Here is a 16,034-nt window from a genome sequence, read left to right on the forward strand (position 1 = left end):
AACCACGACTAGGAGACAACTATGAAATTTTCATTGAAACAAATTGCCCTCGGGACAGCCATTGCAGTGAGCTCACTGTCTGCATTAGCTGCTGACACCATCAAGATCGGATCGGTGCTCTCAGTCACTGGCCCTGCTGCCTTCTTAGGCGACCCTGAACTGAAAACATTGCAGCTCTATGTGGAAGAGCTCAACAAAAAAGGCGGCGTACTGGGCCGTCAACTCGAACTCGTTCACTATGACGATGGCAGCGATGCCAACAAGGCCAACAGCTTTACGAAGCGTTTGATCGAAGACGACAAGATCGACATCTTGATTGGCGGCACTACGACAGGTGCCACCATGTCGATGGTGCCCTTGGTCACCAAAGCAGAAGTGCCATTCATCTCTCTCGCCGGTGCAGTGGTGGTGGTGGAGCCTGTGAAGAAGTGGGTTTTCAAAACGCCTCACACCGACCGCATGGCCGCTGAAAAAGTGTTTGAAGACATGAAGAAGCGCAACATCACCAAAGTGGCGTTGCTCTCTGAGACCAGTGGCTTTGGCCAATCTGGCAAGAAAGAAACAGAAGGCGTGGCTGCCAAATACGGCATCACCTTGATAGCCAGCGAAACCTATGGCCCCAAAGACACCGATGCCAGCCCTCAGCTGACCAAGATCAAAAACACAGACGGTGTGCAAGCCGTGTTTGTGTTTGGTTTGGGTCAAGGCCCTGCCATCGTGACCAAGAACTACCGCCAACTGGGCATCACTTTGCCTCTGTACCAATCACACGGTGTGGCTTCTGATGAGTTCTTGAAACTTTCTGGCCCTGCTGCAGATGGCGTGCGCTTGCCATCACCTGCCCAGTTGATCCCAGAGCAACTGCCAGCGAATGATCCACAAAAAGGCATCGTCGCTGCCTACGACGCCGCTTATAAGATGAAATACAAAAGCGAAGCTTCTACCTTTGGTGGCTATGCCTATGACGCTCTCTTACTGACCGTCGATGCATTGAAGCGTGCAGGCAGCACTGATAAAGCCAAAGTGCGTGACGCTATCGAAGCGACCAAAGGCTTTGTGGCCACCAGCGGCACGTTCAACATGAGCCCTGAAGACCACATGGGCCTGAACCTGTCTGCCTTCCGCATGTTGGAAGTCAAGAACGGCAACTGGGCTTTGGTCAAGTAATCCAACACATCCGCCCAACCGTGATGGCACGGTTGGGATGGATTGAACAGTTCAAACGACTAGGAAAAGACATGTACACACAATCATTCAGTGTTCCTGATGACTCAGCACCGAAAGGCAAGCCGTCTGTTGCGGCGATTGAGCCAGCAGACTTGATGGAAAAATTTGACGCGTGCATCGATGCCGATGGCCGCATTGAACCTCAAGACTGGATGCCAGAGGCATACCGTAAAACACTGGTGCGTCAAATCAGTCAACACGCGCACAGCGAGATTGTGGGCATGCTGCCTGAAGGTAATTGGATCAGCCGCGCACCTAGCTTGAAACGCAAAGCGATTTTGATTGCCAAAGTGCAAGACGAAGGCGGCCACGGTTTGTACTTGTACAGCGCCGCAGAAACTCTGGGCACCAGCCGTGACCAAATGCTCAATGCATTGCACACAGGCCGCGCCAAATACAGCTCGATCTTCAACTACCCCACCATCACCTGGGCCGATGTCGGCGTGATTGGTTGGTTAGTAGATGGCGCAGCCATCATGAACCAAATTCCTTTGTGCCGTTGCTCTTACGGCCCATATGCACGCGCCATGATTCGCGTGTGCAAAGAAGAAAGCTTCCACCAACGTCAAGGCTACGAAGCTTTGTTAGTAATGATGACGGGCACTGCCGAACAAAAAGCCATGGTGCAAGACGCCGTGAATCGCTGGTGGTGGAAATGCTTGGCCATGTTTGGACCACCTGATGCCGACAGCCCAAACAGTGCGCAGGGCATGCGTTGGGGTATCAAACGTATCAGCAATGACGACTTGCGCCAAAAGTTTGTGGACGCCACCGTGCCCCAAGCAAAGGTCTTGGATATCACCCTGCCCGACCCTGATTTGAAGTGGAACGAAGAGCGTCAGCACTACGACTACGGCTCAATTGATTGGGACGAATTTTGGGCCACCGTCAATGGCAACGGCCCTTGTAACAAAGAACGTTTAAGCACCCGTGTGAAAGCATGGAATGAAGGCCAATGGGTGCGTGATGCAGCTCTGGCACACGCACGCAAACAACACACACTGAAGGAAGCAGCATGACAACCGCCAGCAAACCAACCAAAGCCTTGAGCGAATGGCCTTTATGGGAAATCTTCGTGCGCAGCAAGCAAGGCTTGGAGCACAAACACTGCGGTAGCTTGCATGCCAGCGATGCACAACATGCCTTGCAAATGGCCCGCGATGTATACACACGCCGCCAAGAAGGTGTGAGCATTTGGGTGGTCGAATCCAACAGCATCACGGCCAGCGCGCCCGATGACAAGGGCGAGTTCTTCGAACCCGCCAGCGACAAGATTTACCGTCACCCCACGTTCTACACCATCCCAGAAGAAGTGGGGCACATGTGATGGCCAACGTTGATTACGTACTTCACTTGGCGGACAGCGCCATCGTGTTGGGTCAACGCAATGCCGAGTGGTGCGGCCACGGCCCCATCCTCGAAGAGGACATTGCGATGGCCAACAATAGTTTGGACTTGATTGGTCAAGCACGCATGCTCTACCAGTATGCAGCCTCGCTGAAAAACGATGGCACTACCGAAGACTCGTTAGCGTACTTTCGCGATGCGCAGGACTTCAAGAATTACACCTTGCTAGAGCTGCCACACCATGGCGCCTTGGTGGGCTATGCAGTGGACAACCGTGACTATGCCGTGACGATTGTTCGCAACTTTCTGTACAGCGCCTTCATGGCCCTGGTATGGGAAAAGTTGCAAGCCTCGCAAGACGAACACATCGCTGCGATTGCCGCCAAATCACTCAAAGAAGTGCGCTACCACTTACGCCACTCGCATGATTGGTTGGTGCGCTTTGGTGACGGCACAGAGGAATCGCACGCACGCGCACAAGCCGCACTGAACCACTTGATGCCTTACACCCAGGAGTTTTGGACCACCAGCGCGTTTGAATCAGCGGCTGCCAAGTCTGGCGTTGGCGTAGATGCCACGCAACTCAAAACCGATTGGGAAAGCATGGTGCAACACACCGTGCAAGAAGCTACCTTGACACTATCGTCCACCGATGGTTTTGTAACCACGGGTAAGCAAGGCGCGCACTCGGAGCATTTGAGTTTCTTGCTCAACGAGATGCAAAGCCTCGCACGCACACATCCAGAAGGCGTGTGGTGATCACGCAAGATGTATGGAACGCGCTGGACGGTCTGACCGATCCAGAAATTCCAGTCGTCACGCTGCGCGAGATGGGCATCATTCGTGATGTAGAGCATGTCGCGGACAACGCTGTGGTGGTGGTAATCACCCCCACCTACAGCGGCTGCCCTGCCATGGAACAAATCCATGACGACATCTACAGCACAGTGAAAGCGCTTGGCTTGAACGTGGAGGTACGCACGCAGCTCGCGCCCGCGTGGACCACCGATTGGATGACCGAGGTAGCCAAAGACAAGCTCAAGGCGTATGGCATTGCGCCACCTAACCGCAAGTGCGGCGCAGCGTCAGAGCAAACCAGTGTGATTCATTTCATGCGCAAGCCCTTGCAGGCTGAAGAAGCAGTGGTATGCCCACGCTGCGGCTCCACGCACACCTTTGAATCGTCACACTTTGGATCGACCGCATGCAAATCGCTCTACAAATGCTTAGATTGCCAAGAGCCTTTTGACTACTTCAAACCTTATTAAGTTTTCTCGGAGAAATTCAAATGTCTTCCCCTTCGTTCCATGAACTTTCGATCAAGAAAGTTAGCCAAGAAGCCGCAGGCTCGGTGGCCATCACTTTTGACATTCCTTCGGAATCGCTGGAGAAGTTTCATTTCGAGCCCGGTCAGTTTTTGACCTTGCGTGCTGACGTGAACGGCCAAGATGTGCGCCGCAATTACTCGATCAGCAGCCCACGCAGCCAGTTTTTGAAACACAGCGAACTTGAAATTGGCATTCGCCCCGTCGAAGGCGGTGTTTTCTCTAACTGGGCCGCCACGCAACTCAAAGCGGGTGACACACTGAAGGTGATGCCACCCGAAGGCCGCTTCACCATCAAAAAACCACGCGCCATTCATCGTGTGGGTTTTGCGGCGGGCTCTGGTATCACGCCAATTTTGTCGATTGCTGCCACCACGCTGGAAGAGCAAACCGAATCCAAATTCACTTTGATTTACGGCAACCGTCGCATGTCGAGCGTGATGTTCAACGAAGCTTTACAAGACTTGAAAGATCGCTTCCCTGGTCGTTTCACCATGATTCATATCTTGTCGCAACAAGCGCAAGAGGTGGATTTGCTGCAAGGCCGCATTGATGCGGACAAGATCAAATCCATCGTCAGCGCGTTGCTGCCCGCCAAGAGCATGGACGAGGTGTTCATTTGTGGCCCAGAGGCCATGATTGAAGTGACGGAAAAAGCCTTGATCGATTCAGGCGTTCCCGCCAACCGCGTGCACAGCGAACGCTTTACCACCTCTGCGTCGCAAGCACACAAGGTTCAAGCTGACATCGACGCATCGAAACAGAAAACATCGTCGGCCAAGAGCGTGCACATGACCATCTTGTTGGATGGCAAAGAACACGAAGTCGCGCTGAGCCCCGATGAGCATGTGCTGGATGCGGCGCTCAACGCCGGTTTGGATTTGCCGTTCTCTTGCAAAGCCGGTGTGTGCAGCACCTGCCGCTGCAAGGTGACCGAAGGCGAAGTGACCATGGACAAAAACTTCACGCTTGAAGCCGATGAAATGGCACAAGGCTTTGCCCTCAGCTGCCAAGCACGTGCAGCCACACAAAAACTGGTAATCAGTTTCGACCACCGCTAATCCATGAGCCAAACCCATGCCGACGAAAGCCTGATTGATTCACCTCAAGCAGCGCTTCGGCTGTTGGTGACCCTCGGGCTTGTCGTCCTTGGCAACAGCAGCATGTACGTGGTGTCGGTGGTCTTGCCTGCGGTGCAGAGCGAGTTTGGCATTGGGCGCGCAGATGCATCGCTACCCTACACGTTGATGATGGTCTGCTTAGGGCTGGGTGGTATTTGGACCGGCCGCTTGGCCGATCGTCATGGCCTTACCCCGATTCTTTGGTGCGGTGCGTTGGCGGTGTTTGGTGGCTTTGCACTGGCCGCGAATGCGCAAAGCATTTGGCTGTTTGGTTTGGCACACGGCATTCTTGGTCTGATTGGTAGCTCATCCACATTTGCGCCACTCATAGCCGACACCGCCCTGTGGTGGCAAAAACGCCGTGGCATTGCCGTGGCTATTTGCGCGTGTGGCAACTACATTGCGGGCGCTATTTGGCCGCCTTTGGTGCAGCATGGCATCACCACCATTGGCTGGCGAAACACCTATTTGCTGCTTGGGTTGGTGTGTGGCATTGGTATGTTTTTGTTGTCGCTCAAGATGCGCGCCAAGCCCCCCATCCCTAAAGTGTCCGTCGCCACAGCGTCCACCACGAGTGATGACTCGGCACGGCCATTTGGCTTGCGTCCCTCACGCGCTCAGTTGCTTTTGTGCACGGCAGGCGTGGCATGTTGCGTGGCCATGGCCATGCCACAAGTGCACATCGTGGCTTACTGCACAGACCTTGGCTACGGTGCTGCACGCGGCGCTGAAATGTTGTCTTTGATGCTCACCTGCGGCATCGTGAGCCGCTTGGTGTCAGGGCTGATTTGTGATCGCATCGGTGGCATCAAAACTTTGCTGCTCGGTTCTGTGTTGCAAGGCATTGCGCTACTGGCCTTCTTGCCTTTTGATGGAATGGTGCCGCTGTATGTGATCTCGGCCACCTTTGGTTTATTCCAAGGCGGCATTGTTCCGTCTTACGCCATCATTGTTCGCGAACACTTCTCCCCCAAAGAGGTGGGCGAGCGAGTGGGCAGCGTCATCATGGCCACCTTAGTGGGCATGGCCTTGGGCGGTTGGTTGTCGGGTTGGATTTTTGACATGACGGGCAGCTACAAAGCAGCCTTTGTCAACGGCATTGCTTGGAACCTGTTGAACGTGTCCATCACAGGCTGGTTGTATTTGCGATTGAAGTCACGATGACACGACAAGCGCGCGGCTACGCTGCCTTATCCAGCACCAGTCCGTTAGGACTGTTTCATTTCGTACGGCGCGAACCTCGCGCTGATGATGTGGTGATTGAACTGCTGTACTGCGGCATCTGCCACTCAGATTTGCACAACGTACGCAACGACTGGGGCTATTCCAAATACCCCATGGTTCCTGGTCATGAGATGGTGGGCCGTGTGGTGCAAATAGGCACTAACGTGACCAAGTTCAAAGTCCATGACGCTGTGGGTGTGGGTTGCTTGGTCGACTCTTGCCGCACGTGCCAGCCCTGCCAAAAAGGGGATGAGCAGTTTTGCGTGAAGCAGCCCACATATGGCTATGGCAGTTTGGACCGGCATGACGGACAAGCCACGCAAGGTGGCTTCTCGGATGTGATCGTGGTGTCGCAAGACTTTGTGCTGCGCATCCCAAACGGCCTGGAACTCAGTCACGCTGCACCGCTTTTGTGTGCGGGTATCACCGCATGGTCGCCACTCAAGCGGGCCCACATCACAAAGGGCAGCCAAGTGGCCGTGGTGGGTTTGGGTGGCTTAGGCCACATGGCCGTTAAGTTGGCCAAAGGTTTGGGCGCTGAGGTGACACTCCTAACCCACTCAGATAACAAGATTGAAGCAGCCAAAGCATTGGGCGTAGACCATGTGGCTTTGTCGGGTGACAAGAAAAACATGTCTTCACTCAGAGGCAAGTTTGACCTCATCCTTGACACCATTCCTGAAGCGCACGACGTCAACCCCTTTGTGGGCTTGCTCACTCACGGCGGCAAGTTGGTCTTGGTGGGCTACTTTGGGCCACTTGAGCCGCCACTCAACACCTCGCCTTTGATCTTTGGTCAACGCTCCCTCGAGGGCTCGCTGATTGGTGGCATTGCCGATACCCAAGCTATGCTTGATTTTTGTGCCGAGCACAACATATCGGCGGACATTGAGTTGATTCCAGCGCAAGACATCAACGCCGCGTTTGAACGCATGGGCCGAAGTGATGTGAAGTACAGATTTGTAATTGACCTTCAAACACTGGCGTTTATCTAAGCATTCAACAGCGGCTCTGTAAAATCAATTGCAATGAGCCACTGTTCCATCAAACCCGTCCAAGATCTTTTGGATAAATTTCGTGAAAGAAATCGAGTCAAAGCCGGTTCTTTGATCATTTCTGTTTTTGGCGATGCCGTTTTGCCACGCGGTGGCGAAATCTGGCTGGGTGGTTTGATTAACTTGCTCGCACCGCTTGACCTGAATGAGCGCCTCATTCGAACCACTGTGTTTCGTTTGGTCAAAGACGAGTGGCTCACCACACAAACCCAAGGCCGTCGCACCGACTACAAACTGTCGACCAGTGGATGGCGACGCTTTGAAGAAGCTTCCAAGCAAATTTATGCCTCGAATGCACCTAACTGGGACAACCGGTGGCGTCTCGTCATGTTGGTGGCTGAGCTGCCCCCCAAAGTACGTGAGCAATTGCGCCGCGCGTTTTATTGGCAGGGTTTTGGTGAACTCAACGCCAACTGCTTTGTCCACCCCAGCGCCGACCTAGCAGCCGCGTTCGATGCATTGCGTGTCGATGGTATGGCTGATGTGTTGCCTCAACTCATGCCACTGGTGGCTGTGAATCCACGCTTAGGCCAATCGGCCAATGACGCCGACATTGTTCGCTCAGCCTGGGACTTGGCACATCTGGGTGAGGACTATGTTGCGTTTGTCAAAACATACAAAGGCATCTTGGACGCACTGCAAAAAGCCAAGAAGTCGAGCATCGATGAGGAAAGCGCTTTTCTCACACGCACGCTGTTGATCCACGATTACCGCCGGTTACTCTTGCGCGACCCTGAGCTTCCAGAGGTGCTTCTGCCTGCCAAATGGCCGGGCCAAACTGCGCGCATGCTCACCAAAGAGCTGTACCGCCGTTTGCTTGCGCCTTCTGAAAGCCATCTGAACAAACACTTGATACTTGCCAATGGTGAAGCGCCTGCGGCTTCTGATTTGGTGTTGCGTCGATTTGAATGCGACCCTCTGTCAGCAGACGCACTTTGAACTCGATGCAAGCCTTATCTCCGCTTCTCCAATCATCTTGGGCCCAAGCCACCCCGCTCACAGGATTAGACAAATCACTGGCCAACTTGCTGAACAGCAAGCAACCCAGCGATGACCCACGCCACCTGTGGCTAGCAGCCCTCACCAGCCACCAATGGGGCCGCGGCCATGCGTGCCTTGACCTGGCCACTTTGCAAACCCAAGCCACGGCATTGCTAGGCTGGAGTGACGAGCAAACCGCTGCACTGCCCGCAGGCTTGCACCAAGCTGTCAGCACACTGCCATGGACGCAGGGCGAAGCCAGCCCCTTGGTGCTGACCGAAGACAAAGACAGCGCATGCTTGTATTTGCGCCGCGCTTGGACGGCTGAGCAAAACATCCGTCAAAACATTGCACAACGTTTGGCACTGCCGTGTGACGTGCCTGCTGATTTGCAACAACGCTTGGATGCGTTGTTCACACCCGCCAGAGATGGCGAGCCCGACATGCAACGGTTGGCTTGCGAGGTGGCCGCACAAAACCGCATCACGCTCATCACAGGTGGGCCCGGCACGGGCAAGACCACCACGGTGGTGAAGCTGCTGTCGCTCTTGGTGGGCACGTCTTCAAACGAATTGCAAATCCACCTCGCTGCGCCCACGGGCAAAGCGGCGGCGCGTTTGACCGAGTCCATCAGCAACGCGCTCACCAAAATGCCTGCTGATGTACAGGCGCGCATTCCCACCCAAGCGCAAACACTGCACCGCTTGTTGCAAACCAATAGCAAAGCCGCACAGGTGCACCAGCTAGCAACCGATGTGGTGGTGGTCGACGAAGCGTCGATGATTGACCTAGAAATGATGGCCCGTTTGCTGCAAGCTGTGCCGCCTAACGCACGCTTGATCTTGCTGGGCGACAAAGACCAGCTGGCGTCTGTAGAAGCAGGTGCAGTCATGTCGCAGTTGTGCACGGGCAGTTTGCTCAAAGCTCAAACCGTCACGCTCATTCACAGCCACCGCTTTGATGCCAAGAGCGGCATTGGCCAATGGGCGCGCACCGTGAACGCGGATATGGCCGACAACACACCCGCCCTCAAAGCGCTGTGGAACGCTGCACCCGATTGGCTGGCCACGTTGCCTTTGCAACAAAGCGTTCTTCTTGACGAAGTGGGCGATGCCGCAGAACCCGATGTGACCCGCCTGCAACTGGCCAGCGCCAGCGATGCCAAGCTGGCCGTGGGCTTGCGATACGGATGGCGCAATTGGTTGGCTTTGTTAGACGCACATCGCCCTAGCAAAACAGCGCCAGCTGCAGCGTGCAGCGATGCACAGGCGGTCGCCTTGCTCAACGCCTTCACCGAGTTTTGTGTGTTGTGCGCGGTGCGCGAAGGCCCGCTGGGCGTGGTGCAGCTCAACGCACAAGTCGAGCACGCGCTGGGCTTGGGCCAAAGTGCTTGGTATGCCGGCCGCCCTGTGATGGTGACGCGCAACGACTACGCGCTAGAGCTGATGAACGGCGACATCGGTCTGTGCCTGCCCGGCCACGATGGTGTGTTGCGCGTGGCCTTCGCTGCCGTGGATGGTGGTGTGCGTTGGGTCATGCCCTCGCGCCTTGACAGTGTGGAGACTGTGTTTGCCATGACGGTGCACAAATCGCAGGGCTCGGAGTTCACACATGTGTTGCTGGTGATTCCAGCACTCGAGTCGCCCGTGCTCACACGCGAGCTGGTGTACACCGGCCTGACCCGTGCGCGCCAGCGCCTCACGCTGTGGGCCCCGCAACTGGGCGTTCTGTGGAATGGCTGTGCGCGGCGCGTGTTGCGCAGCGGTGGTTTGGGCGACTGAAAAACAGCTTGCTTCGCACTTGGCAAGTAGTGCCTCAGACTTGTTCACAATAGAGGCATGCCTACGAATCAATACCTAGTCCAACTCGAACAGTTGGCTGTGCCACTGGCCATCGCGGCCGTGATTTTTGTGTTCTCACTCATCAGCTTCGGCGTGTGGGCTTCGCGCATTCGCCGCGTGCGTGCCGAGGTGGTGGCACTTGACGCACGTCTAGGCGCACACAAAGGCAGCAGCCGCGAAGCGCTGGCTTTGGCTGAGAGCAAAACCACCGACGACGAGCTGAAGTTTTTGCTGCGCGAGACCGAGGCGGGCCTGATTGACCTACCCACGCAACATGGTGTGAGCCAAGGCCCACGCAGCAGTTATAGCTTTCGCAGCCACGCCGACACATGGACGGTGCGCAGCGTACTCGGTGGCCGCATGAACTTGGCCCTGTTCGAGACCATGCCCAATTTGCTGATTGGTTTTGGTTTGATGTGTACCTTCATCTTCTTAGCGGTGGCCTTGCAGCAAGCAGGCTTGGCGCTCAATGCGCTGGATGTGTCGGCACGTCAACAAGACCAAGCTTTGCAGTCGCTCATTGCCACAGCAGGCGGTAAGTTCATCACCTCCATCGCGGGCTTGTTGTGTTCGCTGGTGTGGAACTGGCGCGCCAAAGTAGCGCTGGAAAACTTGCAGTCAAGCATCGACACACTCTGCCACACCCTGCGTGCCAAAGTGCCCGATAACGCAGCCGAAGCCAGCGTGCGCATGCAGTTGGCTTTGTTCCAAGACATCTTGGACGAGAGCCGTTCACAGGTGAGCCAACTGCGCCGCTTTGAAGGCGACTTTGCCAACGCGATTGGCGACGCCCTCTCGCGCAATATGCAGCCCGCGTTTGACAAGCTGGCCCAACTGGCCGACAGCATTCAAACCTCTAGCCAAAGCTTTGGCAATGCGGGTAGCCAAGCGGCGGTCGAGCTGAGCAAAGCTGGCGAGACCTTGACCCAAGGCATCTCAAACGGCCTCGCCTCCTTTGGCGATGCAGTGGGCACTTTGGCGCAAACCATTCAAAACACCCGCACCACCATCACCGAGCTGGATGCGTCCCTCGCGCGTGCCAGCGCGATGGGCCAAACCGGCACGCAACAACTCGAAACCCTGCTGGGCAACTTGGGCCAAACCGTGCAAACGGTGCAAGGCGCGATGTCGGGCTTGCAAGGCACGGTCGAGCGCATTGACCAAACGGCTGAGAAGTTCAAAGACAGCGCCAACGCCATCGAAGGTGCGGTGGGCCTGCAGCGTGCAGCGGCCACTGACTTTAAAGAAGCCTTGATTCCGATGAACCAAGCCCTCGGCCAAACCGTGGACACGCTCAAACTAAGCGCGGTGTCTGCCGAAGAAGCGCTGGGCCATGTGCGTTCGCATTTGCAAGACGCACAAAAAGCACTCACCGGCACGGTGGATGCTCTGACCAAAGGTGTGTCGGGCTACAGCACTCAAATTTCTGACCTGCACACCAAGATGGATCAACACTTGGCCAGCGCGGTGAACCAGCTGAGTGGCAGCATCACCAACCTGGAAGAAGTGTTGGACGAGTTCATCGACGCTTTGCCACCCAAGGCTTAAAGCCTAAAAGTCAAAGTTAAACGCGTCAATCATGTTCATCAAAACACGCCGCAACACCGCAGCCACCAACGAGCAGGTGGAAGAGTCGGGTTACATGGCTTCGGCCAGTGACCTGATGATTGGCCTGCTGTTCATCTTCATCGTGATGGTGATGGTGCTGCTTTCACGCAAGCCTGAGCAGCCACCCGAGCCCCCCGCCGACCCATTGGCCACCGTGGTGCACACCATTGGGACCAAGCTGCAAAACGCGGGCGTACCGGTGACCATCAACCAAGTGTCGGGCGTCATCAGCTTGCCCGCTGACACTTTGTTTGCGCGTGGCAGCGCCGAGCTAGAAGGCTTGGGCGTGCGCACGCTGCGCCAATCGGCCGAGCAGCTGCAACAAGTGCTGCCCTGCTACATCTATTCACAACGCCGCCGCCTGCCAGACGACTGCCCGCCCAACCCGCAACAGGTGGAGATTGAAACCATCCTGATTGAAGGCCACACCGACTCTGTGCCCCTGCACCGTGGCGACTACAACAACTGGCATTTGGGCCTAGACCGCGCACGCGCGGTTTACAAAGTGCTGGGTTCTGAAGGCATGCAGAGCTACCGCAACGAGCGCGAGCAGCCGGTATTTGGCATCAGCTCGTATGCAGACGAGCGCCCCAGCAGCAAAGACAACGACACACAAAACCGCCGCGTGGAGCTGCGCTTTGTGTTGGCATTCCAGCCCACCGACACCGGTGCGGCCAAAGGCCCGAGCAGCACCTTGAAGAAGATGCAAGACACGGTGCGCTGATCCACCGCCACAAACATGCACGAGTTTTTCGCCCCACTGCCGCAAGACTTTGACCAGCTGGCCCATGCTGCGCGGACCAAGCGTGGCGGCGGCTTTGGCAAAGACCCAGACTTGCGCACCGTGGGCGAGCGCACCTACAGCGCGTTTGAACGCGTGCAGTTTGCGCACAACAGCCCTACACCGCGCCAGCGCGATTGGCGAAACATTCCCTACGCGTTGTGGCTCGACGCCGAGCGCGGCCTGCACACCCACACACCGCTGACCGACCGCTACTTTGAAGTGGCGGTGCCCGAGGCACTGAACACGCGCCGTCCCCTCAAGTGGGGCCGTGGCTTGCTGCACACCTATTTGCAAGGCTTCAACCCAGAGAACCCCGTCTTCTTAAAGTTGGCCCACACGGCACGCGCGTTCTTTTTAGACCCACGCGTGTTGGCCTCGTTGTCAGAGACCGAAGCCAATGGTTTGGAGCGCCTCATCAGCACCCTCGATGTGCTGGACCCGCTCAATGGCCCCGTGCATGTGGCCAACGACATTCTTGGCATGCCCGCCGACAAAACCTTGGCCCAATGGCAAGAGCGCCATGCGCTGACCCAAGGCTTTTGGCTGAACAACTTTTGCAAACAAGCCTTCATCGAAGCCTTGCAAGCCCCCGAAGAAGTGCGCAGCAGCCTTGGCTATGTGAAGCGCATGTGCGAATGGGCCATGCACGACATCGGCCAACCTACACAGCGCCTGCGCTACCCGCTGTGCCGCGACGAGTTTGCCTACAGCCTGCTCTCACCTTGGTTTGACCGCAACCCGCCACAAGACATCAAAAACGCACTGCTGTCTGAGTTGCTGCGCACCTTGGGCGACCCGCGCCACAACCACGCAGGCTGGCTGGGCGTGCGCCGCGAAGCCATCGAGACGGCCAGCCGCTGGCTGACCAGCCGCACCATGGATGCGTTTTTTGAAATCTTGCGCCACACCGAAGACGACATTGGCCCCTACCGCCGCCGCTTTTGGGAAGCCTATTTCCACGCCGGCCACATCTTGGAAGCCTGGATTGCCTTGGGCGAGCAAGCTGTTCAACAGCTGCAAAAAATTGACCAGAGTGGAGAGCGGGGCTATGGCGAGCTGAGCTACGCCAAGATCTTGGGCAAGATCGCGCCTAACCAATGCGTGCTCATGCTGCGCATGGGCAATATCTTGTTTTGCGACTGGAGCCACCAAGGCCGTTTGCGCGCCATTGCACACAACGCCAAGCAAGCACCCAAGCTGTACCAAAACGAGTACGAACTGTTCCAGCTGCGTTTCCCCACCACGCTGGACTTCAACGATGGCCAGCTGGATGACCCCGGCCTGTTGCACTACGAGTCCGAACTGGGCGGCTGGCAGGACACGGCGCGGCACTTCATTGATCAGCACCTGGGTATTCACTTAGAGCTCAGCGAGCTCATGCCCAGCGAAACGCCCAGTAAATAAGGCTAAATTGATAAAACACAAACCCGCGTCCCATCCAAGGGTTTGTATGCACCAAAAAAGTCAGACCCTTGTAAGAGCCCAAGCTCACAGTCACGGGGTTTTGACAGATACCGTCATATAAGAGGAGACCGGTTCATGAGCGACATCACCATTCACCAGCCATCAGCTGAGTTCGTCAAGCAAGCCAACGTATCCGGCATGGCCGCCTACGAAGCCTTGTGCAAAAAAGCTGAGACTGATTACGAAGGCTTTTGGGCCGAGCAAGCACGCGAGTTGCTGAGCTGGAAGACCCCCTTCACCAAAGTGCTCGATGAGAGCAACGCACCTTTCTTTAAGTGGTTCGAAGACGGCACATTGAACGCCTCTTACAACTGCTTGGACCGCAACATCGAAAAAGGCTTGGGCGACAAGACCGCCATCATCTTCGAAGCCGACGGCGGCGAAGTGACCAAAGCCACTTACAGCCAATTGCTGGCCAAGACTTGCCAATACGCCAACGCCCTGAAATCAGTCGGCGTGAAAAAAGGCGACCGCGTGATGATCTACATCTCCATGTCGATCGAAGGCGTGGCCGCGATGCAAGCCTGCGCCCGTATCGGCGCAACCCACTCGGTGGTGTTCGGCGGTTTCTCTGCTCAATCTTTGCGTGACCGCGTGGAAGACACAGGCGCCGTGGCCATCATCACCGCTGACCAACAAGTGCGCGGTGGCAAGCATCTGCCTTTGAAAGCCATCGTCGACGAAGCCCTCACCTTGGGCGGCTGCGACTCTGTGAAAAACGTGTTGGTGGTCAAGCGCACTGGTGGCGACATCGCCATGGTGGCAGGCCGTGACCAATGGATGGCCGACTTGGCCGACAAGCAAGCCACCACCTGCGAACCAGAATGGGTGGGCGCTGAGCACCCCCTGTTCTTGCTCTACACCTCAGGCTCCACAGGCAAGCCAAAAGGCGTGCAACACAGCACCGGCGGCTATCTTCTGCACGCAGCATTGACCACCAAGTGGACCTTCGACTTGAAAGCCAACGACGTGTTCTGGTGTACCGCCGACATCGGTTGGGTCACAGGCCACACTTACATCACCTACGGCCCATTGGCTTTGGGCGGCACTGAGATCGTTTTCGAAGGCGTGCCCACTTACCCAGACGCTGGCCGCTTCTGGAAGATGATCCAAGACCACAAAGTCTCGATCTTCTACACAGCGCCAACAGCCATCCGTTCACTCATCAAAGCCGCTGAAGCCAACGATGCTGTGCATCCCAAGAGCTACGACTTGTCTAGCCTGCGTTTGTTGGGTTCGGTCGGCGAGCCCATCAACCCAGCCGCTTGGGAGTGGTACTACAAGCACGTGGGCGGCAGCCGTTGCCCCATCGTCGACACCTTCTGGCAAACCGAAACCGGCGGCCACATGATCACCCCTCTGCCAGGCGTGACTCCTATGGTTCCCGGCTCTTGCACATTGCCCTTCCCCGGCATTCAAGCTGCCATCGTGGACGAGGCTGGTAACGACATGCCTAACGGCCAAGGCGGTATCTTGGTGGTCAAGCGCCCATGGCCTTCGATGATTCGCAACATCTGGGGTGACTCAGAGCGCTTCATCAAGAGCTACTACCCAGAAGAATTCAAGGGCAAGTACTACTTGGCTGGCGACGGCGCGATCCGCGACGAGAAAACGGGCTACTTCACCATCACTGGCCGTATCGACGACGTGTTAAACGTGTCAGGCCACCGCATGGGCACGATGGAAATCGAATCTGCCTTGGTGAGCTGCACCGAATTGGTGGCTGAAGCCGCTGTGGTGGGTCGTCCGGACGACACCACGGGCGAAGCCATCTGTGCGTTTGTGGTGTTGAAGCGTTCACGCCCCACAGGCGACGAAGCCAAAGCGATTGCCAAAATCTTGCGCGACCACGTGGGCAAAGAAATTGGCCCCATCGCCAAGCCAAAAGACATCCGCTTCGGCGACAACTTGCCCAAGACCCGCTCTGGCAAGATCATGCGCCGCTTGCTGCGCAGCTTGGCCAAGAACGAGGCGATCACACAAGACACCTCGACCTTGGAAAACCCAGCGATTCTGGACCAGTTGACAGACAACCACTGATCTGGCTTACCGAATCA

At 56.3% G+C, this 16,034-nt stretch carries 14 protein-coding genes; all 14 read left to right on the forward strand.

All coding sequences use genetic code 11. The features are described 5' to 3' along the window. The first annotated feature begins 21 nt into the window (after positions 1-21). The 14 genes from C5F52_RS00720 (at position 22) to acs (ending at position 16,017) form a co-directional block, all read left to right on the forward strand. On the forward strand, positions 22-1,167 hold the full coding sequence (locus C5F52_RS00720) for an ABC transporter substrate-binding protein (RefSeq protein WP_104796422.1): 1,146 nt from the start codon (positions 22-24) through the stop codon (positions 1,165-1,167). A 71-nt stretch (positions 1,168-1,238) separates the two neighbouring features. Beyond that, a complete protein-coding gene (gene paaA / locus C5F52_RS00725; RefSeq protein WP_104796423.1) occupies positions 1,239-2,246 on the forward strand; it encodes a 1,2-phenylacetyl-CoA epoxidase subunit PaaA in 1,008 nt (335 codons plus the stop codon). After that, positions 2,243-2,554, forward strand: a complete 312-nt coding sequence (paaB, locus tag C5F52_RS00730; protein ID WP_104796424.1) for a 1,2-phenylacetyl-CoA epoxidase subunit PaaB — start codon at positions 2,243-2,245, stop codon at positions 2,552-2,554. The genes paaA and paaB overlap by 4 nt, the downstream gene beginning before the upstream one ends. Beyond that, positions 2,554-3,333 carry a 1,2-phenylacetyl-CoA epoxidase subunit PaaC gene (gene paaC / locus C5F52_RS00735; protein WP_104796425.1) on the forward strand — a complete coding sequence of 260 codons (780 nt, stop codon included), beginning with the start codon at positions 2,554-2,556 and terminating at the stop codon, positions 3,331-3,333. Before paaB ends, paaC begins: the two co-directional genes overlap by 1 nt. Next, a complete protein-coding gene (gene paaD / locus C5F52_RS00740) occupies positions 3,330-3,842 on the forward strand; it encodes a 1,2-phenylacetyl-CoA epoxidase subunit PaaD (protein WP_236657672.1) in 513 nt (170 codons plus the stop codon). Before paaC ends, paaD begins: the two co-directional genes overlap by 4 nt. A gap of 20 nt (positions 3,843-3,862) precedes the next feature. Then, positions 3,863-4,960: a 1,2-phenylacetyl-CoA epoxidase subunit PaaE gene (gene paaE / locus C5F52_RS00745; protein ID WP_104796426.1), complete on the forward strand. Its 1,098-nt coding sequence runs from the start codon at positions 3,863-3,865 to the stop codon at positions 4,958-4,960. Positions 4,961-4,963: 3 nt separating this feature from the next. Next, a complete protein-coding gene (locus tag C5F52_RS00750) occupies positions 4,964-6,184 on the forward strand; it encodes an MFS transporter (RefSeq protein ID WP_104796427.1) in 1,221 nt (406 codons plus the stop codon). Continuing rightward, a complete protein-coding gene (locus C5F52_RS00755; protein WP_104796428.1) occupies positions 6,181-7,239 on the forward strand; it encodes an NAD(P)-dependent alcohol dehydrogenase in 1,059 nt (352 codons plus the stop codon). The genes C5F52_RS00750 and C5F52_RS00755 overlap by 4 nt, the downstream gene beginning before the upstream one ends. 111 nt (positions 7,240-7,350) lie before the next feature. Beyond that, entirely contained in the window at positions 7,351-8,238 is an 888-nt protein-coding gene (paaX, locus tag C5F52_RS00760; RefSeq protein ID WP_236657673.1) for a phenylacetic acid degradation operon negative regulatory protein PaaX, read from the forward strand. Positions 8,239-8,243: 5 nt separating this feature from the next. Further along, positions 8,244-10,061 (forward strand): exodeoxyribonuclease V subunit alpha, encoded by a 1,818-nt coding sequence (gene recD / locus C5F52_RS00765; protein WP_161499630.1) that lies wholly within the window; start codon positions 8,244-8,246, stop codon positions 10,059-10,061. Positions 10,062-10,118: 57 nt separating this feature from the next. Continuing rightward, entirely contained in the window at positions 10,119-11,669 is a 1,551-nt protein-coding gene (locus C5F52_RS00770; protein ID WP_104796431.1) for a hypothetical protein, read from the forward strand. Between the two features lie 31 nt (positions 11,670-11,700). Next, positions 11,701-12,453 carry an OmpA family protein gene (locus C5F52_RS00775; RefSeq protein ID WP_104796432.1) on the forward strand — a complete coding sequence of 251 codons (753 nt, stop codon included), beginning with the start codon at positions 11,701-11,703 and terminating at the stop codon, positions 12,451-12,453. 15 nt (positions 12,454-12,468) lie between these two features. Further along, the gene (locus C5F52_RS00780; protein ID WP_104796433.1) at positions 12,469-13,917 is read left to right on the forward strand and encodes an EH signature domain-containing protein; all 1,449 of its coding nucleotides are present in this window, start codon (positions 12,469-12,471) and stop codon (positions 13,915-13,917) included. Positions 13,918-14,052: 135 nt separating this feature from the next. Beyond that, positions 14,053-16,017 carry an acetate--CoA ligase gene (gene acs, locus C5F52_RS00785; RefSeq protein WP_104796434.1) on the forward strand — a complete coding sequence of 655 codons (1,965 nt, stop codon included), beginning with the start codon at positions 14,053-14,055 and terminating at the stop codon, positions 16,015-16,017. Positions 16,018-16,034 lie beyond the last annotated feature (17 nt).

This window comes from Limnohabitans sp. TS-CS-82 (assembly GCF_002943475.1).

Excerpts from the sequence above, each read along its gene's own strand:
- paaC (WP_104796425.1), top strand. The coding sequence starts at position 2,554 with ATGGCCAACGTTGATTACGTACTTCACTTGGCGGACAGCGCCATCGTG.
- acs (WP_104796434.1), top strand. The coding sequence starts at position 14,053 with ATGAGCGACATCACCATTCACCAGCCATCAGCTGAGTTCGTCAAGCAA.
- C5F52_RS00750 (WP_104796427.1), top strand. The coding sequence starts at position 4,964 with ATGAGCCAAACCCATGCCGACGAAAGCCTGATTGATTCACCTCAAGCA.
- paaE (WP_104796426.1), top strand. The coding sequence starts at position 3,863 with ATGTCTTCCCCTTCGTTCCATGAACTTTCGATCAAGAAAGTTAGCCAA.
- paaA (WP_104796423.1), top strand. The coding sequence starts at position 1,239 with ATGTACACACAATCATTCAGTGTTCCTGATGACTCAGCACCGAAAGGC.
- C5F52_RS00770 (WP_104796431.1), top strand. The coding sequence starts at position 10,119 with ATGCCTACGAATCAATACCTAGTCCAACTCGAACAGTTGGCTGTGCCA.
- C5F52_RS00755 (WP_104796428.1), top strand. The coding sequence starts at position 6,181 with ATGACACGACAAGCGCGCGGCTACGCTGCCTTATCCAGCACCAGTCCG.
- C5F52_RS00720 (WP_104796422.1), top strand. The coding sequence starts at position 22 with ATGAAATTTTCATTGAAACAAATTGCCCTCGGGACAGCCATTGCAGTG.
- paaB (WP_104796424.1), top strand. The coding sequence starts at position 2,243 with ATGACAACCGCCAGCAAACCAACCAAAGCCTTGAGCGAATGGCCTTTA.
- C5F52_RS00775 (WP_104796432.1), top strand. The coding sequence starts at position 11,701 with ATGTTCATCAAAACACGCCGCAACACCGCAGCCACCAACGAGCAGGTG.
- recD (WP_161499630.1), top strand. The coding sequence starts at position 8,244 with ATGCAAGCCTTATCTCCGCTTCTCCAATCATCTTGGGCCCAAGCCACC.
- C5F52_RS00780 (WP_104796433.1), top strand. The coding sequence starts at position 12,469 with ATGCACGAGTTTTTCGCCCCACTGCCGCAAGACTTTGACCAGCTGGCC.